The organism is Burkholderia sp. L-4 (assembly GCF_056856535.1).
In genome coordinates, this window is record NZ_JBXEOX010000003.1 from 952,303 (window position 1) to 975,321 (window position 23,019).

General features: G+C 68.7%; 18 protein-coding genes. 6 read left to right on the forward strand and 12 right to left on the reverse strand.

Annotated features, from left to right (window positions below; all coding sequences use genetic code 11):
• Positions 1 to 492 precede the first annotated feature (492 nt).
• From msrB to AC1VVG_RS34795, 4 genes are all read left to right on the forward strand, one after another.
• Entirely contained in the window at positions 493 to 1,020 is a 528-nt protein-coding gene (gene msrB, locus AC1VVG_RS34780; protein WP_059557978.1) for a peptide-methionine (R)-S-oxide reductase MsrB, read from the forward strand.
• Positions 1,021 to 1,055: 35 nt separating this feature from the next.
• A complete protein-coding gene (locus AC1VVG_RS34785) occupies positions 1,056 to 2,903 on the forward strand; it encodes a cytochrome c biogenesis protein DipZ (RefSeq protein WP_482837621.1) in 1,848 nt (615 codons plus the stop codon).
• A gap of 55 nt (positions 2,904 to 2,958) precedes the next feature.
• On the forward strand, positions 2,959 to 3,702 hold the full coding sequence (gene msrA, locus AC1VVG_RS34790) for a peptide-methionine (S)-S-oxide reductase MsrA (protein ID WP_059558018.1): 744 nt from the start codon (positions 2,959 to 2,961) through the stop codon (positions 3,700 to 3,702).
• A gap of 220 nt (positions 3,703 to 3,922) precedes the next feature.
• Positions 3,923 to 5,038: a Rieske 2Fe-2S domain-containing protein gene (locus AC1VVG_RS34795; protein WP_482837622.1), complete on the forward strand. Its 1,116-nt coding sequence runs from the start codon at positions 3,923 to 3,925 to the stop codon at positions 5,036 to 5,038.
• A gap of 28 nt (positions 5,039 to 5,066) precedes the next feature.
• Here the strand turns inward: AC1VVG_RS34795 and AC1VVG_RS34800 are convergent, their stop codons facing one another.
• The 8 genes from AC1VVG_RS34800 to AC1VVG_RS34835 all read right to left on the reverse strand — a co-directional run bounded on the left by AC1VVG_RS34800 (position 5,067) and on the right by AC1VVG_RS34835 (position 15,598).
• Complete coding sequence (locus AC1VVG_RS34800) at positions 5,067 to 5,456, reverse strand: cytidine deaminase (protein WP_482837623.1); 390 nt, start codon at positions 5,454 to 5,456, stop codon at positions 5,067 to 5,069.
• A gap of 25 nt (positions 5,457 to 5,481) precedes the next feature.
• A complete protein-coding gene (gene deoA / locus AC1VVG_RS34805; RefSeq protein ID WP_069707038.1) occupies positions 5,482 to 6,798 on the reverse strand; it encodes a thymidine phosphorylase in 1,317 nt (438 codons plus the stop codon).
• Between the two features lie 39 nt (positions 6,799 to 6,837).
• Positions 6,838 to 8,112 carry a NupC/NupG family nucleoside CNT transporter gene (locus tag AC1VVG_RS34810; RefSeq protein ID WP_034190666.1) on the reverse strand — a complete coding sequence of 425 codons (1,275 nt, stop codon included), beginning with the start codon at positions 8,110 to 8,112 and terminating at the stop codon, positions 6,838 to 6,840.
• A gap of 255 nt (positions 8,113 to 8,367) precedes the next feature.
• Complete coding sequence (gene hydA / locus AC1VVG_RS34815; RefSeq protein ID WP_482837624.1) at positions 8,368 to 9,825, reverse strand: dihydropyrimidinase; 1,458 nt, start codon at positions 9,823 to 9,825, stop codon at positions 8,368 to 8,370.
• A gap of 52 nt (positions 9,826 to 9,877) precedes the next feature.
• Complete coding sequence (locus tag AC1VVG_RS34820) at positions 9,878 to 11,386, reverse strand: NCS1 family nucleobase:cation symporter-1 (protein WP_049033028.1); 1,509 nt, start codon at positions 11,384 to 11,386, stop codon at positions 9,878 to 9,880.
• Positions 11,387 to 11,487: 101 nt separating this feature from the next.
• On the reverse strand, positions 11,488 to 12,798 hold the full coding sequence (preA, locus tag AC1VVG_RS34825; protein WP_034190669.1) for an NAD-dependent dihydropyrimidine dehydrogenase subunit PreA: 1,311 nt from the start codon (positions 12,796 to 12,798) through the stop codon (positions 11,488 to 11,490).
• Between the two features lie 54 nt (positions 12,799 to 12,852).
• Positions 12,853 to 14,190: an NAD(P)-dependent oxidoreductase gene (locus tag AC1VVG_RS34830; protein ID WP_049033024.1), complete on the reverse strand. Its 1,338-nt coding sequence runs from the start codon at positions 14,188 to 14,190 to the stop codon at positions 12,853 to 12,855.
• 127 nt (positions 14,191 to 14,317) lie between these two features.
• Positions 14,318 to 15,598, reverse strand: a complete 1,281-nt coding sequence (locus AC1VVG_RS34835) for a Zn-dependent hydrolase (protein ID WP_482837625.1) — start codon at positions 15,596 to 15,598, stop codon at positions 14,318 to 14,320.
• 319 nt (positions 15,599 to 15,917) lie between these two features.
• Here AC1VVG_RS34835 and AC1VVG_RS34840 point away from each other — a divergent pair, with 319 nt between their 5' ends.
• Complete coding sequence (locus AC1VVG_RS34840; protein ID WP_034190672.1) at positions 15,918 to 16,616, forward strand: TetR/AcrR family transcriptional regulator; 699 nt, start codon at positions 15,918 to 15,920, stop codon at positions 16,614 to 16,616.
• Positions 16,617 to 16,697: 81 nt separating this feature from the next.
• Here the strand turns inward: AC1VVG_RS34840 and AC1VVG_RS34845 are convergent, their stop codons facing one another.
• From AC1VVG_RS34845 to AC1VVG_RS34855, 3 genes are read right to left on the reverse strand one after another with little or no spacing between them, the layout of a single operon-like run.
• Positions 16,698 to 17,888, reverse strand: coding sequence for an acetyl-CoA C-acyltransferase (locus tag AC1VVG_RS34845; protein WP_482837626.1), 1,191 nt, complete (start codon positions 17,886 to 17,888; stop codon positions 16,698 to 16,700).
• Positions 17,889 to 17,906: 18 nt separating this feature from the next.
• Positions 17,907 to 18,674, reverse strand: coding sequence for a 3-hydroxyacyl-CoA dehydrogenase (locus tag AC1VVG_RS34850; protein WP_034190674.1), 768 nt, complete (start codon positions 18,672 to 18,674; stop codon positions 17,907 to 17,909).
• A gap of 13 nt (positions 18,675 to 18,687) precedes the next feature.
• On the reverse strand, positions 18,688 to 20,355 hold the full coding sequence (locus AC1VVG_RS34855; protein ID WP_034190691.1) for an acyl-CoA synthetase: 1,668 nt from the start codon (positions 20,353 to 20,355) through the stop codon (positions 18,688 to 18,690).
• Between the two features lie 145 nt (positions 20,356 to 20,500).
• Between AC1VVG_RS34855 and AC1VVG_RS34860 the strand changes: the two genes are divergently transcribed.
• Positions 20,501 to 21,505: an AraC family transcriptional regulator gene (locus AC1VVG_RS34860; RefSeq protein ID WP_049029564.1), complete on the forward strand. Its 1,005-nt coding sequence runs from the start codon at positions 20,501 to 20,503 to the stop codon at positions 21,503 to 21,505.
• A 107-nt stretch (positions 21,506 to 21,612) separates the two neighbouring features.
• Here the strand turns inward: AC1VVG_RS34860 and AC1VVG_RS34865 are convergent, their stop codons facing one another.
• The gene (locus AC1VVG_RS34865) at positions 21,613 to 23,004 is read right to left on the reverse strand and encodes an aspartate aminotransferase family protein (RefSeq protein WP_482837627.1); all 1,392 of its coding nucleotides are present in this window, start codon (positions 23,002 to 23,004) and stop codon (positions 21,613 to 21,615) included.
• Positions 23,005 to 23,019: the final 15 nt, after the last annotated feature.

Sequence of the window (23,019 nt, forward strand, 5' to 3'; positions counted from 1 at the left end):
ATCGCACGCATGGGGTCGCGCTGCTCGAGTCCGCGGAGCGGGCGCCCCCCCTGTCGGGTGGTCACCCACGCTCGTCACGCAACGCGACGAAGCGATACGGATCGTCGCAACGGACTCAAGCAGACAAAGCGCGCGATGCGAGCTGCCGCAGCACCGTCTCGGCGACCGTGCCGGGGCGCGTGCGGGTGGTATTCGACGCACTTGGCGAATTGCTCAAGGATTGCGAGGACAGGCGGATCTGACTCCGGATTCGCCACGCAACTCAACGAAAACTAAAAAAAACACTTAAAAACGCGGCGCGAACCGCTGCGCGGTAAATATCGTCAGCTCACCCGTCCGAAGACGCTTGCCAGCTGGAACATCGACGGATTCCACCGCCCCCCTCGGAACACCCCAGATGTCACGATTCATTTAACTTTCCGTGAGGACTTCGACACCGGCCGCTGCCTACGATGGGCGCATGTTTTCAGGACCTGCTTCCAGGAGCCCATCATGCCCACCCGCAGACATCTGCTGTTCGCCGGCGCCACCGGTCTTGCCGCGCTCGCGGCGCTGTCGTCCGCCGGACGGCGTGCGCTGGTCGGCCGGGCGTTCGCCGCGCCGCCGGCCGGCGCACCGGCGGCCCCTTTCGAGATCACGCTCAGCGATGCCGAATGGCATCGCCGGCTCACGCCCGCCCAGTACACGATCCTGCGCGAAGCCGGCACCGAGCGGCCGTACAGCAGCCCGCTGAACGACGAACACCGGGCCGGCACGTTCGCGTGCGCCGGCTGCGCGCTCGCGCTGTTCTCGTCCGCCACCAAGTTCGACAGCCATACGGGCTGGCCGAGCTTCTGGAAGCCGCTCGACCACGCGGTCGACACCCACACCGACACGACGTTCGGGATGGTCCGCACCGAAGTGCACTGCCGGCGCTGCGGCGGGCACCTCGGCCACGTGTTCGACGACGGCCCGCAGCCGACCGGCCTGCGCTACTGCATGAACGGCCTCGCGCTCACCTTCCATCCGGCCGCCGCCTGATCCGGCCCCCCTTCCGACCGACTGGAGAACGCACCATGCTGCTCATCGTCCTTGCCTATCTCGGGGGCGTGCTCACGATCCTGAGCCCCTGCATCCTGCCTGTGCTGCCGTTCGTGTTCGCCCGCGCCGACCAGCCGTTCGCGCGCACCGGCCTGCCGCTGCTCGCCGGCATGGCGCTCACGTTCGCCGTCGTCGCGACGCTCGCCGCCGTCGGCGGCGGCTGGGTCGCACAGGCGAACCAGGCCGGCCGCTGGATCGCGATCGTCCTGCTCGCCGTATTCGGCCTGACGCTGCTGATGCCGCGCTTCGCGGAACACCTGACGCGCCCGCTCGTCGCGGCCGGCAACCGGCTCACCGGCTTCGCGCAGCGCGACGGCCGCCCGGCCGGCCCCGCATCGTCGCTGCTGCTCGGCGTCGCGACCGGCCTGCTGTGGGCGCCGTGCGCGGGCCCGATCCTCGGGCTCGTGCTGACCGGCGCCGCCCTGCGCGGCGCGAGCGTCGGTACGACGCTGCTGCTCGTCGCGTATGCGGCCGGCGCGGCGACCTCGCTCGGCGTGGCGCTCGTGATCGGCGGCAAGGTGTTCGCCGCGATGAAGCGCTCGCTCGGCGCCGGCGAATGGATCCGGCGCGGGATCGGCGCGGCACTGCTGGCCGGCGTCGGCGCGATCGCGCTCGGCCTCGACACCGGCGCACTCGCGCAGCTGTCGACCGTCACGACGGGCGGCCTCGAGACGAAGCTGGTCGACCGCCTCGGCGGACGCTCGAACGGTGCACCGGCCGCGATGGCCGCGACCGGCACCGCTGCCGACAGCGCAACCGGCGGCGCGATGATGGCCGCGGCCGCCGACGGCGCACCGGCCGGCGGCGGTGCGATGATGCGCGCGGCCGTCACGACGCCGTCCGCGCTGCCCGTCGAAGGCACGCTGCCGTCGCTCGACGGCGCCGTGCAGTGGCTGAACTCGCCGCCGCTGACCGCGGCCGGCCTGCGCGGCAAGGTCGTGCTGGTCGATTTCTGGACGTATTCATGCATCAACTGCCTGCGCACGCTGCCGTACACGAACGCGTGGGCACGCAAGTACGCGCCGTACGGGCTCGTCGTGATCGGTGTGCACGCACCGGAATTCGCGTTCGAGCGCGACATCGGCAACGTGAAGAAGGCCGTGCACGACCTGGGCATCGACTACCCGGTCGCGATCGACAACGGCTATTCGATCTGGCGCGCATTCAACAACGAATACTGGCCGGCGCACTACTTCGTCGACGCGCAAGGGCGCGTGCGCCATCACCACTTCGGCGAAGGCGAATACGCACAGTCGGAGCGCGCGATCCAGTCGCTGCTCGCGGAAGCCGGCCATCCGGAAGCGCTGAACGTGCCGCTCGGGCTGGCCGGTGCGCCCGCGAACGGGGCGCTCGCGGCGGCCGACAGCGCGGACGTCCGCTCGCCCGAAACCTATGTCGGCTACACGCGTGCGGAGAGCTTCACGTCGCCGGGCGGCGCCGTGCGCGATGCGGCGCACCGCTACGACGCGCCGGCCCGGCCGGACCTCAACGACTGGGGCCTCGCGGGCACCTGGAACGTCGGTGCCGAGCGCGCGTCGCTCGCCGCGCCGGACGGCCGGATCGTGTACCGCTTCCATGCGCGCGACCTGCACCTCGTGCTCGGCCCGGGTGCGAACGGCCAGCCCGTGCGCTTTCGCGTGACGCTCGACGGCGCGGCCCCCGGCGCCGCGCACGGCACCGACGTCGACGCGCGGGGCTACGGCACCGTCACCGGCCAGCGCCTGTATCAGCTCGTGCGGCAGCCGGGAGCGATCGCCGATCGCACGTTCGCGATCGAGTTCCTCGATCCCGGTGTCGATGCGTACGCATTCACTTTCGGTTGATCGCGTGCGCCGCCACCCGGCGCCGTATCCCCGACCCATTGCAAAGGAGCAAATGATGATCCCGATCTCCCCCCGTGATGCCGCGGCGCGACGGCGCGCGACCTTGCTGCGCCGCATCGGCGCCGTCGCCTTCGCGGCCGCCGCCGTGTTCGGCTACCAGCGTATCGTCAATTCCGCCGAGCCGATGCGCACCGTGCCCGCCCCGACGCTCGACGAGACGTCCGGCGCGTCGCACGACGAAACGGCCGTGCTCGCCGGCGGCTGCTTCTGGGGCGTACAGGGCGTGTTCGAGCACGTCAAGGGCGTGAAGCAGGTCACCGCGGGCTATGCGGGCGGCGCGTCCGAAACCGCGCACTACGCGCTCGTCGGCTCGGGGCTGACGGGGCACGCGGAATCGGTGCGCATCGTCTACGACCCGACGCAGATCACGTACGGCCGGCTGCTGCAGGTGTTCTTCTCGGTCGCGCACGATCCGACCGAACTCAACCGGCAGGGCCCCGATGAAGGATCGCAGTACCGGTCCGCGATCTTCCCGACCACCGCGCAGCAACGCGCGGTCGCGACCGCGTACATCGCGCAGCTCGGCACGGCGCACGTGTTCCCGGCGCCCGTCGTCACGCGGGTCGAGGACTACAAGGGGTTCTATCCGGCCGAGGCGTATCACCAGAACTACCTCGAACTGCATCCCGACGCGCCGTATATCGCGTTCAACGACCTGCCGAAGGTCGCCGGGCTGAAGCAGCGTTTCCCGGCGCTGTACCGTTCCGACGCGGTGCTGTGGCGCGACGCCCGTTCATGACCCGCCACCGGCCGCGTAACGGGATACCGCCCGCCGCGCGGCCGGGCATGACCGGCGCGCGCCGCCTGCGTCCCGATTTGCGCCGCATCAACGAAACCCGTCGCGCCATGCCGGGGCAAACCCGCATCGCGTCCGCCGTCGCGGGCAACTTCGCGTAGACTTCTCCAGATCCCCGCCGCTTCTTGCGGCGCCCGGACTACCCGCCCAGGAGGCGTCACGCATGCTCGCAGTGCCTTTGCCTGACAGCAACACCGTTGGAGAATCGTCCTCCGGCGCCACCGTGCGCGACCTGCGCCGTGTGCCGATTCATCCCGATCACTGGTACCCGCTCGCGTGGTCGCGCGAGCTCAAGCGCGGCAAGACGCTCGGCGTGCACTTCGCCGGCGAGCCGATCGTGCTCGTGCGCACCGAGTCCGGCGCCGTGTACGCGCTCGAGGATCGTTGCGCGCACCGCCAGGTGCCGCTGCACGCGGGCGTCGTCAGCGGCGAAACGCTGCGCTGCTGCTATCACGGCTGGACCTACGCGTGCGACAGCGGCCGCTGCGTCGACGTGCCCTATCTCGGCCGCGAGCGCTTGCCCAACGGCGTGCGCGCGTATCCGTGCCGCGAGGCGCACGGGCTGATCTTCGTGTTCCCGGGCGACGCGACGCTCGCCGAGGAACGGCCGTTCCCCGCCCTCGAATCGGCGGACAACCGCGCGTACAAGACGCGCCGTTTCGGCCGCGAGGTCAGGTGCCACTACTCGTTCATGCACGAGAACCTGATGGACATGAACCATCAGTTCCTGCACCGCAAGCAGATGGGGCAGATGCGCGCGCGCTCGGTGGGCCGTCGCCGCGGCGACGACTGGGTCGAGGTCGACTACACGTTCGCGCGGATGGAAGGCAAGCAGCCGGTCGGCGAGGCGCTCGTGTTCGGCGCGAGCAAGAAGCCGGCCGACCAGTCCGACAAGAGCGTGATGACGGTGCGCACCGGCTACCCGTACCAGACGCTGCAGATCCGTTCGAGCGAAGGCACGCTCGTGATGGACCTGTGGATCGTCTACGTGCCGCTCGACGCCGAACAGCGCACCAACCGCACGTTCGGCCTGCTGTCGATCCACAAGCCCGGCATCCCGTTCGCGCTCGATCTCGCGTGGCCGCTGCTCGTGTGGTTCACCGAGCGCATCTTCCGCGAGGATCGCTGGATCGTCGAGCGCGAACAGGAAGCGCACGATCGCCAGGGCGCCGACTGGAACCACGAGGTGTTTCCGGTCATCAACGAGCTGCGCGACCTGCTGCGCCAGTGCGGCGCGCGCACCGTGATCCCGATCCGCGAAACGCGCGAAGGCGCGTGACGCGTGCGACCCGCCGCGGCGCGCGCCGTTACAGGCTGAACGCGCCCGGCAGCAACGCACGGGCCGTCGTGACCTCGGCGGCCCCCTTCAGGTTGGCGAGGATCACTTCGATGTCGGGCAAGCCGATCTCGATGATCACCTGACGGCACGCACCGCACGGCGCGATCGGGCCGTCCGTGTCGCCGACCACCGCGAGCCGTGCGAAGTCGCCCGGGCGATAGCCGGCGGCGATCGCCGAGAACATCGCCGTGCGCTCCGCGCAATTGCACAATCCGTAGGACGCGTTCTCGACGTTGCAGCCGTGGAAGACCGTCCCGTCGCGCGCCTGCAGCGCCGCGCCGACCTTGAAGCGCGAATACGGCGCATACGCGCGTTCGCGCGCCGCCCTGGCCTGTTCGATCAGTTCGTCTCGTTCCATCGAAATGATGCCTCCGGGAGTGGGGTCAGCCGATCTGCTGGTAAAGGGTGGGTGGCGCTTCGCCCGTCTCGCCGAGCACGTAGCTGCGCCGCACCGCGTCCACCGCGTGTGCAGCGGCCGCGCCGTCGCGCGCATGCACGTAGCCGAGCGGCTCGCCGGCCTCGACGCGCTGCCCGATCTCCGCCAGCGCCGTCAGTCCGACGCTGACGTCGATCGCGTCCTCCGCGCGCGTGCGGCCGCCGCCGAGCGCGACGACCGCCAGCCCGAGCCCGCGGCAGTCGACCCGCTGCACCACGCCGGTCGCCGGCGCGGGAACCGGCACGATCACCGCCGCACGCGCCAGATGCCGGGCGGGCACGTCGATCAGGTCCGCGGGGCCGCCGAGCGCCGCGACCATTCTCGCGAAGCGTTCAGCCGCCGCACCCGAATCGAGCGCCTCCTGCAGCTTCGCGCGCGCCGCCGCGACGTCGCGCGCCAGCCCGCCCGTGACGAGCAGCTCCGCCGACAGCGCCATCGTGACGTCATGCAGGCGCGCCGGGCGCGACTTGCCCGTCAGGTAGTCGATCGCGCAGGCGACTTCGAGCGCATTGCCCGCGCACGGCGCGAGCGACTGGTTCATGTCGGTGAGGATCGCGGTCGTCTTCATGCCGGCGCCGTTGCCGACGTCGACGATGCTGCGCGCCAGTTCCGCCGATTTCTCCGCGGTCGGCATGAAGGCGCCGGAGCCGACCTTCACGTCCATCACGAGCCCGTCGAGCCCCGCCGCGAGTTTCTTCGACAGGATCGACGCGGTGATCATCGCGACCGACTCGACGGTCGCCGTCACGTCGCGAATCGCATAGATGCGCTTGTCGGCCGGCGCGAGCCGGGCGGTCTGCCCGATGATCGCGACGCCGACCTCGCGCACCGTGCGACGAAACGCATCCGTCGCGGGCATCACGTCGTAGCCGGGAATCGCGCTGAGCTTGTCGAGCGTGCCGCCCGTATGGCCGAGCCCGCGCCCGGAGATCATCGGCACGTAGCCGCCGCACGCGGCCACCATCGGCCCGAGCATCAGCGACACCACATCGCCGACGCCGCCGGTCGAATGCTTGTCGATCACCGGCCCGTCGAGATCGAGCGCGCGCCAGTCGAGCACGTCGCCCGAGTCGCGCTGCGCGAGCGTCAGCGCAACGCGCTCCTCGGTGCTCAGGTCGTTGAAATACACGGCCATCGCGAACGCGGCCACCTGGCCCTCGGTCACGCTGCCGTCGGTCACGCCGCGCACGAACGCGGCAATCCCGTCGCGATCGAGCGGTTGCCCGTCGCGCTTCCTGCGAATGAATTCCTGCGGTAGAAACATCGTTGCCTCTCTTCGAACGGTCGGAGTCTACTGCACGATTCAATGCAGCGAAAAGAACAGCCCGGCAATCGCGGCGCTCATCAGGTTCGACAGCGTGGCCGCCGTCAGCGCGCGCAGGCCGTACCGCGCGACTTCCGAGCGGCGCTCCGGCGCGACCGCGCTGAAGCCGCCCGCGAGAATCGCGATCGACGAGAAGTTCGCGAAGCCGCACAGCGCGAACGACACGATCGCGAGCGTCTTCGGGTCGAGCACCTGCAGGCCGGCCGCCGCGACGTGCTCGCCGCCCTTCAGGTAGGGCGACAGGTCGCCGTACGCGACGAACTCGTTGAAGATCAGCTTCTCGCCGATGAAGTTGCCGGCGAGCGTCGCATCGTGCCACGGCACGCCGATGATCCACGCCAGCGGCGCGAACAGGTGGCCGATGATGCCCACCAGCGTGACCTGCGGAAAGCCCGCGAACGCGGCCGCGCCGCCGACGATCAGGTTCATCAGCGCGATCAGCCCGACGAACGCGATCAGCATCGCGCCGACGTTGATCGCGATGCGCAGCCCGACCGACGCGCCGGATGCCGCGGCCTCGATCACGTTCGCGGCGCGCTTGTCGTCGAAATCGAGACCGTCGACCACGACGCGGCTCGGTTCGACGGTCGGAAACAGCAGCTTGCCGAACAGCAGGCCGCCGGGCACGGCCATGAACGACGCGGCGAGCAGGTATTCCATCTTCACGCCGAGGCCGGCATAGCCGACCAGCACCGAGCCCGCGACCGACGCCATGCCGCTCGCCATCACCGTGAAGATCTCGGCGCTCGTCATGTTCCGCACGAACGGCTTCACGAGCGCGGGCATCTCGCTCTGCCCGAGGAAGATCGTCGCGACGGCCGAACATGCCTCGATGCGGCTCACGCCGAGCACTTTCGCGAGCCCCGCGCCGAGGATCGCGACGATCCACTTCATCACGCCGATGTAGTACAGCACCGAGATCAGCGCGGTGACGAAGATGATCATCGGCAGCACGCGCAAGCCGAACACGAATCCGCCGTCGCCGAACAGCTGGAACATCCGCGCGTCGACCAGCCCGCCGAACACGAACGCGATGCCGTGATTGCCCATGTCGAGCACGCGATTGACGCCGTTCGCGGCCCCGGCCAGCGCCGCGCGGCCCGACGGCACGAACAGCACCAGCGCGCCGATCGCGAACTGCGTGAGCAGCGCGGCGATCATCGTCCGGCCGCTCACCGCCCGACGATTGTTCGACAGCAGATAGGCAACCAGCAACAGGAACAGCATACCGAGGAGACTGCGCAGAATATCCACCTTGTGCTCCTTTCTCACTATTTGAACTGTCCGGCGAGCGGCCCTGGCTCGCGGCCCCTGCATGGGGTGGGTGGATGTTACTCGCTCGATACGCGCGCCTGCAACGCCGACAAAATCACCGTGACCAGCCGCATCGATCGTTTCCCGTTTCGCATCTATCCGACTTGATCAGTTGTTCTATCTACCTGGCGGAAAACGCACGCGGGGCATGCCGCTCTCCGCTCGAACGGACATGCCCCGCATGACACGCGTCGTTCAACCCGCGCGCTCGACCGGATGCGGTTCGCGCAACCGGTTCGCGATCCGCGCGGCCTCGTAGTAGCCGGCCGCCGGCGGACGCTCCAGGTAGCGGCCCGCGCCGCGCACCGCGCGCAGCTCGCCGTCGGCCCACGCGAGCGCGCCGCGCGTGAGCGTGTGCGTCGCGACGCCCTGCACCGTCATCCCCTCGAACACGTTGAAGTCGACCTGCTGGTGATGGGTCTTCACCGAGATCGTCTTCGTCGCGGCCGGATCCCACACGACGAGGTCGGCATCGGCGCCGACCTGCACCGCGCCCTTGCGCGGATACAGGTTGAAGATCTGCGCGGCGTTCGTCGACGTGATCCGCACGAACTCGTTCGGCGTGATGCGGCCATGATTCACGCCGTGATGCCACAGCACCGACATGCGATCCTCGACACCACCGCAACCGTTCGGGATCTTCGTGAAATCGTTGCGGCCCATCGCCTTCTGCGATGCGCAGAACACGCAGTGATCGGTCGCCGTCGTATGCAGCTGCCCCGACTGCAGCCCGCGCCACAGCGCCTCGCGATGCTCGGCCGAGCGGAACGGCGGGCTCATCACGTGCGCGGCCGCACGCGTCCAGTCCGGGTCGCGATAGACGGCCTCGTCGATCACCAGGTGGCCCGGCAGCACTTCGCCGAACACGCGCAGCCCTTCGCCGCGCGCACGCGTGATCACGTCGACCGCGTCCTTGGCCGACACATGCACGATGTACACGGGCACGCCGAGCACCTGCGCGATGCGGATCGCGCGGTTCGCGGCCTCGCCTTCGACCTCCGGCGGCCGCGACAGCGGATGCGCCTCCGGCCCCGTCATGCCGCGCGCGAGCAGCGCCTGCTGCAGCCGGAACACGAGCTCGCCGTTCTCCGCGTGCACGGTCGGCAGCGCGCCGAGTTCGAGCGAACGCGTGAAGCTGTTCACGAGAATCTCGTCGTCGGCCATGATCGCGTTCTTGTACGCCATGAAGTGCTTGAAACTCGACACGCCATGCTCGCGCACGAGCGTGCCCATGTCGCGGTGCACGCTCTCGTCCCACCACGTCACGGCCACGTGGAAGCCGTAGTCGGCCGCCGATTTCTCGGCCCAGCCGCGCCACTCGCGGAACGCGTCCATCAGCGGCTGCTTCGGGCTCGGGATCACGAAGTCGATGATGCTCGTCGTGCCGCCCGACAGCCCGGCGGCCGTGCCCGAGTAGAAATCGTCGCTCGCGGTCGTGCCCATGAACGGCAGTTCCATGTGCGTATGCGGATCGATGCCGCCCGGCATCACGTACTGGTCGTGCGCGTCGACGACGCTCGCGCCGGCCGGCGCGTCGATCTGCTCGGCGATCTGCAGGATCATGCCGCCGTCCTGCGGATCCGCGCAAAGCACGTCCGCGCGATAGGAGCGGTCCGCATCGACCACGGTGCCGCCGCGAATCAGGATTGCCATGGGGTTGCCTCCTCGTTGACTGTCGGGTGCCGCTCGACACGCATGTCGCGCGTCATGCGCTCGCGATCTGCGCGCGCTGTCCGGCGCGCCACTTCATCCAGGTGCCGTACACGCCGGACGCCAGCACGAGGCCGACGAACCACGCGTACGTGTAGAGCGTGTTGAAGAACGCCGGCACGTTCGGGAACGACGCCGGAAAGGCGGTATGCAGGAAGCCGGGCAGGTTCGGCAGCACGCCGACCGCGAGCGCGGCGAGCGCGGCCGGGTTCCAGCCCCGCGCGTAGCTGAAGCCGCCGCGTTCGTCGAACAGCGCGCGCGTATCGAGCTGCGTGCCGCGGATCAGGAAGTAGTCGACCATCATGATGCCGGCGACCGGCCCGAGCAGCGCCGAGTACCCGACGAGCCAGGTGAAGATGTAGCCGTCCGTCGTCGCGAGGATCTTCCACGGCATCATCACGATCGCGATCGTCGCGGTGATCATCCCGCCGGTACGGTACGAGATCGCCTTCGGCCACAGGCTCGAGAAGTCGTACGCCGGGCCGACGAGATTCGCGGCGAGGTTGCAGCACATCGTGTCGAGCGTGAGGATCACGAGCGCGATGCCGACGCCGATGCCCGTCATGCGGCTCGTCAGGTCGATCGGATCCCAGATCGCGTTGCCGTAGATCACGACGGTCGCCGACGTCACGACGACCGACACCACCGACAGCAGCGCCATCGGCAGCGGCAGCCCGATCGACTGCCCGATCATCTGGTCGCGCTGCGACTGCGCGAAGCGCGTGAAATCGGGGATATTCAGCGCGAGCGTCGCCCAGAAGCCGACCATCGCCGTCAGGCCCGGCCAGAACGTCGCCCAGAACAGCCCGGCCTTCTTGCCGCCGGCCGCGAACTGCGACGGCGCCGACAGCATCGAGCCGAACCCGCCGGCCTTCGACGTCGCCCACCACACGAGCGCCACGCACATCACGACCTTGATCGGCGCGGACCAGCTCTCGAGCCAGCGGATCGAATCGGTCCCGTGCCAGATGAAGTACAGCTGCAGCACCCAGAACACGAGGAAGCACGCGAGCTGCCCGAACGAGATGCCGACGAGCGGCAGCGCCGCGCCGTGCAGTGCGTTGCCGGTCAGGATGTTCAGCAGCGTGTAGATCGCGCTGCCGCCGAGCCAGGTCTGAATGCCGTACCAGCCGCACGCGACGATCGCGCGCAACAGCGCCGGCAGCTTCGCGCCCTGCGTGCCGAACGACGCGCGCACGAGCACCGCGTACGGAATGCCGTGCTTCGCGCCCGCATGGCCGATCAGCAGCATCGGCGCGAGCACGATCAGGTTGCCGAGCAGCACCGTCATCACCGCCTGCCACGGCGACATCCCTTCCTGGATCAGCCCGGCCGCGAGCATGTACGACGCGATGTTCATCACCATCCCGACCCACAGCGCCGCGAAGTGATACCACTTCCACGTGCGCTGCGCCGGCGTCGTCGGCGCGAGGTCGTCGTTGTACAGGCTGCCGCCCCGCGCCGCGGCGCTGTCGGGATCGGCGGGATTCGCTGCGGATGTCATCGATCGCACTCCACGAAAAACGTCAGCGCCGGCATCGTGCGATGCCGGCCCAGGGGTCACGAAAAGCGGCGGCGCGGACATTGCGCGCCGCCGGACGCCGGTCAGGCCGCCTTCGCATGCTTCTCGGGTGGCGCCGCGGTGCCCGCACCGGCTTCGGCACTCGCCGGATTGTTCGGATGCGTGGTCCAGTTCGCGTAGTCGCCCGAATCGACACGCTCCATCGTGATGCATTGCTCGACCGGACACACGTGCATGCAAAGATTGCACCCGACGCACTCCGAGTCGACCACTTCGAAGTGCCGCACGCCGTCCTTCGTCGCCGTGATCGCCTGGTGCGACGTGTCCTCGCACGCGATATGGCACAGCCCGCACTGGATGCAGCGGTCCTGGTCGATGCGCGCCTTGATGTCGTACTTCAGGTTCAGGTATTTCCAGTCGGTCACGTTCGGCACCGCGCGGCCGCGAATATCGTCGAGCGTCGCGTAGCCCTTCTCGTCCATCCAGTTCGACAGCCCGTCGGCGAGATCCGACACGATCCGGAATCCGTAATGCATCGCCGCGGTGCACACCTGCACGCTGCCGGCGCCGAGCACCATGAACTCGGCCGCGTCGCGCCATGACGAGATGCCGCCGATGCCCGAGATCGGCAGGTTCGGCGTTTCGGGGTCGCGTGCGATCTCGGCCACCATGTTCAGTGCGATCGGCTTCACGGCCGGCCCGCAATAGCCGCCGTGCGTGCCCTTGCCGTCGACCGTCGGCATCGGCGCCATCTGATCGAGGTCGACCGCGACGATCGAGTTGATCGTGTTGATCAGCGACACGCCGTCCGCGCCGCCCTTGTACGCGGCGCGCGACCCCATCCGGATATCGCTGATGTTCGGCGTGAGCTTCACGAGGCACGGCAGCTTCGTGCCTTCCTTCACCCAGCGCGTGACCATCTCGACGTATTCGGGCACCTGCCCGACGGCCGCGCCCATGCCGCGCTCGCTCATCCCGTGCGGACAGCCGAAGTTGAGCTCGACCGCATCGGCCCCGGTATCCTCGACGAGCGGCAGGATCCATTTCCAGTCGCGTTCGTTGCACGGCACCATCAGCGACACGATCAGCGCGCGGTCCGGCCAGTCGCGCTTCACCTGCGCGATCTCTCTCAGGTTCACGTCGAGCGGACGGTCGGTGATCAGCTCGATGTTGTTCAGCCCCGCGATGCGCTGGCCGTTCCACTGCACGGCGCCGTAGCGCGAACTGACGTTGACGACGTGCGGATCGAGCCCGAGCGTCTTCCAGACGACGCCGCCCCAGCCCGCCTCGAAGGCGCGGTTGACGTTGTAGGCCTTGTCGGTCGGCGGCGCGGACGCCAGCCAGAACGGATTCGGCGAAGTGATGCCTGCGATGGTGCAGCGAAGGTCGGCCATGGTCGGCTCCAGAAGAATGGTGTCGTGATCGGTATGCCTGGATACGTCCCGCGTTCAGGCCGCCTTCGCGTCGCGCGCCGCCAGCGCCGCATCGATCGAGGCGGCCGCGCGCTTGCCGTCCTGCACCGCCTGCACCGTGAGGTCGATGCCGTCCGTCGCCGCGCAGTCGCCGCCGGCCCATACGTCGGGCAGCGCCGTACGCCCGTCGGCCGCCACCGCGATGCGCGTGCCGTCGGCCGTCAGCAACGCGGCCGCGATTCCGTCCGGCACCAGCGTCTGCCCGATCGCCTTCAGCACCATGTCCGCCTCGACGGTGAAGCGCTCGCCCGACGCCGCCTCGAATTCGACGCCGCTCACCTGCCCGTTCGCGCCCGCGATGCGCACGGGCTTCGCGTGCGTGACGAGCGTGACGCCGCTCTTCTGCGCAAATTCGCGCTCGGCCCACGTCGCGCTCATCGCGTCGACGCCGCGCCGATACACCATCGTCACGCGCTCGGCGCCGAGCTTGCGGCTCTGCACCGCCGCATCGATCGCCGTATTGCCGCCGCCGATCACGACCACGCGCCGCCCGACCGGCACGTTCTCGAGCCCGTCGGCCTGCCGCACCTGCTCGATGAAGTCGACCGCGTTCATCACGCCGCCCAGTTGCTCGCCGTCGATCGCGAGGGCCCGCACGCCGCCCAGACCCATCGCAAGGAACACCGCATCGTGCTGCTCGCGCAGCGCGTCGAGCGTCACGTCGCGGCCGAGCGCGACGCCCGTTGCCAGCGTGATGCCGCCGACCGACAGCAGCCACTCGACTTCGCGCTGCGCGAAATCGTCGACGGTCTTGTACGCGGCGATCCCGTATTCGTTGAGGCCGCCGGCCTTCGGGCGCGCGTCGAACAACGTGACGCGATGCCCGGCGAGCGCGAGGCGGTGCGCGCACGCGAGCCCGGCCGGCCCCGCGCCGACCACCGCGACATGGCGGCCCGTGTCGGGCGCGCGCCGGAACTGCACCGCGCCGGTCGCCATCGCCCAGTCGGTCGCGTGCCGCTGCAGCGCGCCGATCGCAACCGGCTGCGCATCCTGGTGATTCCGCACGCACGCGCCTTCGCACAGGATCTCGGTCGGGCAAACGCGCGCGCACATCCCGCCAAGCGGATTCGCGGACAGGATGTCGGTCGCGGCGCCCTTCAGGTTGCCGTTGCCGATCTTGCGGATGAAGCTCGGGATGTCGATCTGCGTCGGGCAAGCCTGCACGCACGGCGCGTCGTAGCAGTAGTGGCAGCGGCTCGCGGCGGCCGCCGCGGCAGTCGGATCGAGCAGCGGCGCGATATCGGCGAATTCGCACGAGAGTTGCGTGGACGACAGGCGATGCGCGGCGATATCGCCGGTTGGCTTGGTGGTCATACGCGTTCCTTCGACTGAGTGGAGACAAAGCCGTCCCCGCCGGCTGCGAACGCACAGTCGGGGCGGTCATGCTGAGGCATCCTGCAATCAGGCGATACGCAGCCTGCCGACTGCTACGGTCGATGCGTCATGAAACCGGCTCGCAGGCGCGCGACAGCATCGCGTGCAGCAGCACGTTCGCGCCGGCCTCGATCCATGCGGGCGTCGCGTCCTCGATCTCGTTGTGGCTGATGCCGTCGACACACGGCACGAACACCATCGAGGTCGGCGCGACCTGCGCCAGATAACATGCGTCGTGTCCGGCACCCGATACGATGTCACGATGCGAGTAGCCGAAGCGATCGGCCGCGCCGCGCACGGCCTCGACGCAGGCGGCATCGAACGCAACCGGCTTGTAATAGAAAATCTGCTCGAGCGCCGTGTCGAGCCCGATGTCGGCCGCGATGCGCGCGACACCGTCGCGCAGCGCCGCATCCATTTTTGCGAGCACCGCGTCGTCCGGATGCCGGAAGTCGACGGTGAAGAACACGCGGCCCGGAATCACGTTGCGCGAGTTCGGGTGGACCTGCATCATGCCGACCGTCGCGCAGCCGAACGGCGCGTGATCGAGGCCGATCCGGTTGACGAGATCGACGACGCGCGACGCACCGAGCAGCGCATCGCGGCGGCGCGGCATCGGCGTGGGCCCCGCGTGCGCTTCCTGGCCGGTGAACGTGATCTCGTACCAGCGCTGCCCCTGCGCATCGGTCACGACGCCGATCGTCTTGCATTCCGCTTCGAGAATCGGTCCCTGTTCGATATGCAGTTCGAACGCCGCGTGCAGCTTGCGCCCGCCGCACGGCACGTCGCCCGCGTAGCCGATGCGCGCCAGTTCCTCGCCGATCGTCTTGCCGTCCACGTCCTTGCGCGACAGCCCGTACTCGAGCGAAAAAACGCCCGCGAACACGCCGGACGCGACCATCGCGGGCGCGAAACGCGAGCCTTCCTCGTTGGTCCAGATCACGACCTCGACCGGATGCTCGGTCTCGATCCCGTGATCGTTGAGACTGCGAATCACCTCGAGGCCGCCGAGCACGCCGTAGATGCCGTCGAAGCGGCCGCCGGTCGGCTGCGAATCCGCGTGCGAGCCCGTGACGACCGGCGCCGCGTCGGCCACGCGGCCCGCGCGGCGCATGAACACGTTGCCCATCGTATCGACCGTCACCGTGCAGCCGGCGGCCTTCGCCCAGCCGACGATCAGGTCGCGGCCGCCCTTGTCGAGATCGGTCAGCGCGAGGCGGCACACGCCGCCTTTCGGCGTCGCGCCGATCTTCGCGACCTCCATCAGGCTCTCCCACAACCGCTTCCCGTCGACCTTGATCGACGTGTCGAACGCTGCCCGCTTCACTGTTTCCGATACCGCATTCATTCGTATCGCTCCTGTGGGGTCGGTGATGTCGTCAGCCCGGTCTGTGCCGGTGCGCGTCATGCCGGTTTCGGGGCATGCACGCCCATCGGCGGTGCATGCTTGTGTCGTGTGCGACACCCGTCAAATCCTGTCCGATTGGACAGGTTTTAGACGATCAAAATCACCAAAGCAATCTCTTTCTTGCGGTAATGGACAGAGCGAGAAACGTGCCATCGCAACGCAGCATCGCGGCGGACGCGCTGTCCGCATGCGTGCGTTCGACGCGGATCAGCGGCTAGAATGAAGCCCAACGCGGCACGCCCGCCGCGCGAGGGTAACGATGAGACATGACGAGGCCGCAGCCGAAGCCACCGACAGCGACGAGACGTCCGCGCCTTTGCGGCGACGCAAGGCACACATCCGCGAATCCAACGAAGCGCATCTGCTCGCCTGTGCGGAGGCCGTGTTCGCCGAACGCGGGTTCGACGGCGCGAGCACCGCGACGATCGCGGAACGCGCCGGCTTGCCGAAAGCGAACCTGCATTACTACTTCCCGACGAAGCTCGCGCTGTACCGCCGCGTGCTCGACGACCTGTTCGAGGAATGGCATCGCGCGGCCGGTTCGTTCGAGGCCAGCGACGATCCGGTGGAAGCGATCGGCGGCTACGTGCGCGCGAAGATGGCGCTGTCGCGGCGGCGCCCGCTCGGCTCGAAGGTGTGGGCCAACGAGATCATCCAGGGCGCGGAGCACATGCAGGACATCCTGTCGGAACGCGTGAAGCCGTGGTTCGACACCCGCGTGAACGTGATCGACGGCTGGATCGCGCGCGGGTTGCTCGCGCCGATCGACCCGCATGCGCTGATGTACCTGATCTGGGCGACCACCCAGCACTACGCGGATTTCGACGCGCAGATCCGCGCGCTGAGCGGCAAGCGCGCGTTCACGCAGAAGGCGTTCGACGAGAAGACCGAGCAGGTCGTGCAGCTCGTGATTCGTGCGTGCGGCGCGGTGTCGCCGAAGGCAAGTTCTCCCGAATGAAAATCGGGCGACGGGTCACGCGCAGGTTCACCCCGCGCCAGACCCGTCGCCCGCGTTGCAGCGTGCGTATTCCGCGATGCGTTACGCGACCCGTTCGATCGCGATCGCCGTCGCCTCGCCCCCGCCGATGCACAGCGATGCGACGCCGCGCTTGAGCCCATACGTGTCGAGCGCGGCCAGCAGCGTCACCATCACGCGCGCACCCGATGCGCCGATCGGATGCCCGAGCGCGCACGCGCCGCCATGCACGTTGACCTTCTCGTGCGGCAGGTCGAGGTCGCGCATCGCGGCCATCGGCACCACCGCGAACGCTTCGTTGATCTCGAACAGGTCGACGTCGCGCAGGTTCCAGCCGGTTTTCTCCGACAGCCTGCGCAGCGCGCCGATCGGCGCGGTCGCGAACAGGCCGGGCTTGTCCGCAAACGTCGAATGCCCGACGATCACCGCCTTCGGCGTGAGGCCGAGACGTTCGGCTTCCGAGCGGCGCATCATCACGAGCGCGGCCGCCCCGTCCGAGATCGACGACGCGTTCGCGGCCGTCACCGTGCCGCCTTCGCGGAACGCCGGCTTCAGCGTCGGGATCTTGTCGAGCTTTGCCTTGCCCGGCTGCTCGTCGATCGACACGACGCTTTCCGTCTTGCCGGCCTTCACGGTCACCGGTGCGATCTCCGATACGAAACGCCCCTCCGCGATCGCGCGCTGCGCACGCGTGAGCGACGCGATCGCGAACGCATCCTGCGCCTCCCGCGTGAACTGGTACGCCTGCGCGCAATCCTCGGCGAACGTGCCCATCAGGCGACCCTTCTCGTACGCGTCCTCGAGCCCGTCGAGGAACATGTGATCGAGCACCTGACCGTGGCCCATGCGCATCCCGGCGCGCGCCTTCGGCAGCAGGTACGGCGCATTCGTCATGCTCTCCATCCCGCCCGCGACGGCCACCGCCGCCGAACCGGCCAGCAGCAGGTCATGCGCGAACATCGCGGCCTTCATCCCCGAACCGCACATCTTGTTGACCGTGGTCGCGCCTGCGCCGAGCGGTAGCCCGGCCTTCAGCGCGGCTTGTCGTGCCGGCGCCTGGCCCTGGCCGGCCGGCAGCACGCAGCCGAACACGATTTCGTCGATGCGTTCGGCCGGCACGTTCGCGCGCTCGAGCGCCGCGCGAATCGCGACCGCGCCGAGGTCGCTCCCACTGGCCCCCGCCAGGTCGCCCTGAAAACCACCCATCGGCGTGCGCGCCGTGCCAACGATTACGATCGGATCCTGAGTCGTCATGATTCGCTTCCTCCAGTGTCAGCGCGGTGCCATGCGCAACGCGCCATCGAGACGGATGACTTCGCCGTTCAGCATCGTGTTCTCGGCGATGTGGCGCACCAGCGCCGCAAATTCTTCCGGGCGGCCGAGCCGCGGCGGGAACGGCACGCTCTTGCCGAGCGCGTCCTGCACGTCCTGCGGCATGCCGGCCATCATCGGCGTCGCGAAGATGCCCGGCGCGACCGTCACGACGCGGATGCCGAAGCGCGCGAGTTCACGCGCGATCGGCAGCGTCATGCCCACCACGCCGCTTTTCGATGCAGCATACGCCGCCTGCCCGATCTGCCCGTCGAACGCCGCGACCGATGCGGTGTTGACGATCACGCCACGCTCGCCTTCCGCATCGGCGTCCTGCTTCGACATCGCTTCGGCGGCCAGCCGGATCATGTTGAACGTGCCGACCAGATTGATCGACACCGCACGGACGAAACGGTCGAGCGAGTGCGGACCGTCGCGGCCGACGACCTTCTCGCCCGGCGCGACGCCCGCGCAGTTGACCAGCGCGTCGATGCGGCCGAACGCGTCGCGCGCGGCGGCGACGGCCGCCTGGCCGTCGGCTTCGTTCGTCACGTCGGTCTTCACGAAGCGGGCGGCCGCCCCGAGTTCGTGCGCGAGGTTCGTCCCGGCATCGTCATTGACGTCCAGCAGCACGGCCTTGCCGCCGGCCCCGACGACCATGCGCGCCACCGCGGCGCCCAGGCCCGAGCCGGCGCCCGTAATCAGAAAAACGCGATCCTTGATATTCATTCGCAGTCCGTATTCAGGGTTGAGCGGCCTTCTCGGCTTCCATCTTGCGCAGCACGAAGCGCTGGATCTTGCCGCTCGGGGTTTTCGGCAGCGCGCCGACGAAGTCGATCGCGCGCGGATACGCGTGAGCGGACAGTCGCCGCTTCACGTGCAGGCTCAATTCCTCGGCCAGTTCCGGCGTGCCGTCGAAGCCCTTCGACAGCACGACGAACGCCTTCACGATCTCCGTACGCTCCGGATCGGGCACGCCGATCACCGCGGCTTCGCTGACGGCCTTATGCTCGATCAGCGCGCTTTCCACGTCGAACGGGCCGATCCGGTAGCCGGACGACGTGATCACGTCGTCCGCGCGGCCGATGAAGCTCACGGTGCCGTCCGGCTCCAGCTCGACGTTGTCGCCGGTCCGGTAATAGCCGCCCGCGATCGCCGGCGTGTCCTGCCGCCAATAGCCGCGGAACCACAGCAGCGGCGAGCGCGCGATGTCGATCGCGAGGTTGCCCGGTTCGCCGGGGCCCAGCTCGCGGCCCGCTTCGTCGAGTACCGCGACACGGTAGCCCGGCATCGCCAGGCCGGCGGAACCGACATGCACCACGTGCGCGAGACCGTGATGGTTGTTCACGACCATCCCGAGCTCGGTCTGGCCGTAGTGATCGTAAATCGGCGCGCCGAGCGCCGCGTCGAACCAGCGCACGACCTCCGGATTCAGCGGCTCGCCCGCGCTGCTGACCACGCGCAGCTTGCCTTTCACGCGCGCCGCCGCTTCCGGCCCGGCGGCCATCAGCATCCGGTACGCGGTCGGCGAGCCGGCCAGGCTCGTGATGCCGAGCCGTTCGATCACGTCGTACGTGCTCTCGACCGTGAAGCTGCCTTCGTAGAGCGTCGTCGCATGGCCGAGCACGAGCGGGCCCGTGATCGCGTAATAGAGGCCGTACGCCCAACCCGGATCGGCGATGTTCCAGAACCGGTCGCCTGCGCGCAGATCGACCGCTTCGCGCATGTAGGCGCCGAACGCGAGCAACGCGTACAGCGGCACCGGCACGCCCTTCGGCAAGCCCGTCGTCCCCGACGTCGACATCATCATGAACAGGTCCGTGCCCTTGCGCGGCACGGGTTCGAACGTATCGGGCTGCGCATCGAGCGCCGCGCGGAAATCGATGTCGCGCTCGGGCAGCGTATCGCCCGGTTCGCGCACCGTCGCGACCGGCGGGCAATCGTCGATCTCGTCGAGCTTCGCGCGATTCGCGACGTTGGTCACGACGACGCGTGCATCGCTCATGCGCAGCCGGTGTTCGATCGCCTTCGGGCCGAATGCGGTGAACAGCGGCTGGTAGACGGCGCCCGCGCGCCACGTGCCGAGGATCGTCGCGACGAGCTCGGGCGTGCGCGGCAGCAGGCCGGCCACCACGTCGCCCGGCTTCACGCCCTGCGCGACGAGCAGGTTCGCGACCCGCGCCGACCACGCCTGCATCTGCGCGAACGTGAAGCGGTGGTGCCGCCCGCCGATGTCGATCCAGTCGAGTGCGACCGCGTCCGCCGTCGCGTGCCGGTCGCAGCACTCGACGCACGCGTTCATGCCGCGCTCCAGATCGCCGTGCAGCTGCGCGGCGGCGGTCTCGATTCTGAACCGGGCCACGGCGTCGGCGTAGGCCGGCACCGCCCGGGCGGTCGCTCCATCAGGCATGCGTGTCTCCTGTACGTTATGGCCGCCGTCGAGCCAGGAGCGCGACGGGGCATACATCGATAGTAGACAGCCCGCACATTGCATTCAATGACAAACAGAATCTAGAATCGTGATCGCTTTTGCCATGTCGGGAGGACGCAGAAAAATGGGGCCGCAGATGATTTCGCCGGATTTCGTCGACGATGCGCTCGCGTGCCTGCGCCGGCAAGGCCTGCCGACGGAACCGGTATTGCACGCCGCCGGCCTCCCGGCCGCCGTGCGCGAGCCCGTCACGCCGCAACAGTACGGCCGGCTGTGGCTGGCGATCGCCGGCACGCTCGACGACGAATTCTTCGGCCTCGCCGCGCGCCCGATGCGACGAGGCAGCTTCACGCTGCTGTGCCACGCGGTGCTGCACGCCGGCACGCTCGAGCAGGCGCTGCGCCGCGCGCTGCAGTTCCTTCGCGTGGTACTCGACGAACCGCACGGCGAACTCGTCGTGGCCGGCGGGCAGGCGCAAATCGTGCTGACGCAGACGGGCGCACCCTATCCGGCGTTCGCCTACCGCACGTTCTGGCTGATCCTGCTCGGCGTCGCGTGCTGGCTGACCGGCCGGCGCATTCCGCTGCAACGGATCGATTTCGCGTGCCCGAGCCCCGACCAGCGCAGCGACTATCACCAGTTCTTCGGCGTCCCCGTGCATTTCGACCGGCCCGACAGCCGGCTCGCGTTCAACGCCGCGTATCTCGCGCTGCCGACGATCCGTTCCGAGCAGGCACTGAAAACCTTCCTGCGCGGCGCGCCCGGCAACCTGCTGGTTCGCTACCGGCACGACACCGGCTGGGTCGCGAAAACGCGCGCGCACCTGAAAGCGCTGCCGGCCGCCGAGTGGCCCGACTTCGACGCGCTGGCCGTGCGCCTCGGCACGACGCCGGCGACGCTGCGGCGGCGCCTGCGCAGCGAAGGGCAGAGCTTCGCTGCGATCAAGGACGAGCTGCGCGGCGCGCTGGCCCAGTCGCTGCTGCGCGCTCACGCGCTCAGCGTCGCGGAGATCGCGGCCGAGCTCGGCTTCACCGAGCCGAGCGCGTTCCATCGCGCGTTCCGCAAGTGGACGGGCACGAGCCCCGGCGCGTTTCGCCGCGACGTGCATGCGGCAAAAGCGGAGCCTTGACGCGCGAAGCGCACGCGGTGCGCTTCGAACATTCGGGTTGTCACCTCACGCTGGCACCGGCGCCGCGGAGCAGTCAGTCGCCGAACGAAAGCGCGCCGCTCGACCGGTCAGCAGTCGATCCCGAGCACTTCGCGTGCGGTCGCATCGACCGCCTTGCGCATCGTGCCGACCAGTTCGTCGATCTGCGCATGATCGATCACCAGCGGCGGCGCAACGATCAGGCGGCCGTTGGTCGATCGCACGATCGCACCGAGTTCGAAACCGACCGTCCGGCTGTGCCAGGTCAGGTCGGCCTCGTTCTCGAAGCGCTCGCGCGTCGCCTTGTCCTTCGCGAACTGGATCGCACCGACCGCGCCCACGCCCTGAATCTCGCCGACGAGCGGGTGACCGTTGAATGCGTCGCGCAGCGCCTTCTGCAGGTACGGGCCCGTATCCGTCCTCGTCCGCTCGACGAGGCCCTCGCGCTCGAGCACGTCGAGGTTCGCCAGCGCGACGGCGGCCGCGACCGGGTGCCCCGAATACGTCAAGCCGTGCGCATAGACGCCGCCCTTGTCGACCAGCGCATCGCCGACGCGCCGGCTCATGATCAGGCCGCCCATCGGCACATAACCCGACGTCAACCCCTTGGCCATGCAGATCAGGTCGGGTTCGAAGCCGAAGTGACGATGCGCGAACCACTCGCCGGTACGGCCGAAGCCGCCGATCACTTCATCCGCACAAAGCAGCACGTCATACTGGCGGCAGATGCGTTCGATCTCCTGCCAGTAGCCGTCCGGCGGGAAAATCATCCCGCCCGCCCCCTGGAACGGCTCCGCGACGAAGGCGGCGACGCGGTCCGCACCGATCTCGAGGATCTTGCGCTCGAGCGACAGCGCCGCCTGCCTGCCGAATGCCTCGGGGCTCAGGTCGCCGCCGTTCGCGTACCAGTACGGTTCGTCGACGTGCGTAACGTTCGGAATCGGCAGGTCGCCCATTTCGTGCATGAACGCCATGCCGCCCAGCGACGCGCTGCCGACCGTCGACCCGTGATAACCGTTCACGCGGCCGATCAGCACCTTCTTCGCCGGCTGGCCCATCACGTCCCAGAAGCGCCGTACCGTGCGGATCAGTACCTCATTCGATTCGGAACCCGAATTGGTATACACCACATGGCTGAAGCGATTGCCGAGCAGCGCGAACAGCCGCTCCGACAGTTCGATCACCGACGGGTGCGTCGTATGAAAGAACATGTTGTAGTACGACAGCGCCTTCATCTGCCGCGCGGCGGCGTCGACCAGCTCCGGGCGGCCATAACCGACGTTGGTGCACCACAGCCCGGACATGCCGTCCAGATAGCGGTTGCCGTCGTTGTCCCATAGATATACACCTTCGCCGCGCACCATCACGCGCGCGCCCTCCTCGTTCAGCGCCTTCTGGTCGACGAATGCATGCAGGTGATGCGCGGCGTCGCTGCGTTGATAGTCCTGGGTCGTACGATGCGGAAAGTGGGGGGCATTCATGGGCAAGTCTCCGGT

Bases quoted from the DNA above. Each gene is read 5' to 3' on its own strand.
- msrB (WP_059557978.1), top strand. From the start codon at position 493: ATGCCCACCCGCAGACATCTGCTGTTCGCCGGCGCCACCGGTCTTGCC.
- AC1VVG_RS34795 (WP_482837622.1), top strand. From the start codon at position 3,923: ATGCTCGCAGTGCCTTTGCCTGACAGCAACACCGTTGGAGAATCGTCC.
- AC1VVG_RS34830 (WP_049033024.1), bottom strand. From the start codon at position 14,190: ATGACCACCAAGCCAACCGGCGATATCGCCGCGCATCGCCTGTCGTCC.
- AC1VVG_RS34855 (WP_034190691.1), bottom strand. From the start codon at position 20,355: ATGCCTGATGGAGCGACCGCCCGGGCGGTGCCGGCCTACGCCGACGCC.
- AC1VVG_RS34820 (WP_049033028.1), bottom strand. From the start codon at position 11,386: ATGACATCCGCAGCGAATCCCGCCGATCCCGACAGCGCCGCGGCGCGG.
- msrA (WP_059558018.1), top strand. From the start codon at position 2,959: ATGATCCCGATCTCCCCCCGTGATGCCGCGGCGCGACGGCGCGCGACC.
- hydA (WP_482837624.1), bottom strand. From the start codon at position 9,825: ATGGCAATCCTGATTCGCGGCGGCACCGTGGTCGATGCGGACCGCTCC.
- AC1VVG_RS34785 (WP_482837621.1), top strand. From the start codon at position 1,056: ATGCTGCTCATCGTCCTTGCCTATCTCGGGGGCGTGCTCACGATCCTG.
- AC1VVG_RS34845 (WP_482837626.1), bottom strand. From the start codon at position 17,888: ATGACGACTCAGGATCCGATCGTAATCGTTGGCACGGCGCGCACGCCG.
- deoA (WP_069707038.1), bottom strand. From the start codon at position 6,798: ATGTTTCTACCGCAGGAATTCATTCGCAGGAAGCGCGACGGGCAACCG.
- AC1VVG_RS34860 (WP_049029564.1), top strand. From the start codon at position 20,501: ATGGGGCCGCAGATGATTTCGCCGGATTTCGTCGACGATGCGCTCGCG.
- AC1VVG_RS34800 (WP_482837623.1), bottom strand. From the start codon at position 5,456: ATGGAACGAGACGAACTGATCGAACAGGCCAGGGCGGCGCGCGAACGC.
- preA (WP_034190669.1), bottom strand. From the start codon at position 12,798: ATGGCCGACCTTCGCTGCACCATCGCAGGCATCACTTCGCCGAATCCG.
- AC1VVG_RS34865 (WP_482837627.1), bottom strand. From the start codon at position 23,004: ATGAATGCCCCCCACTTTCCGCATCGTACGACCCAGGACTATCAACGC.
- AC1VVG_RS34835 (WP_482837625.1), bottom strand. From the start codon at position 15,598: ATGAATGCGGTATCGGAAACAGTGAAGCGGGCAGCGTTCGACACGTCG.
- AC1VVG_RS34850 (WP_034190674.1), bottom strand. From the start codon at position 18,674: ATGAATATCAAGGATCGCGTTTTTCTGATTACGGGCGCCGGCTCGGGC.
- AC1VVG_RS34840 (WP_034190672.1), top strand. From the start codon at position 15,918: ATGAGACATGACGAGGCCGCAGCCGAAGCCACCGACAGCGACGAGACG.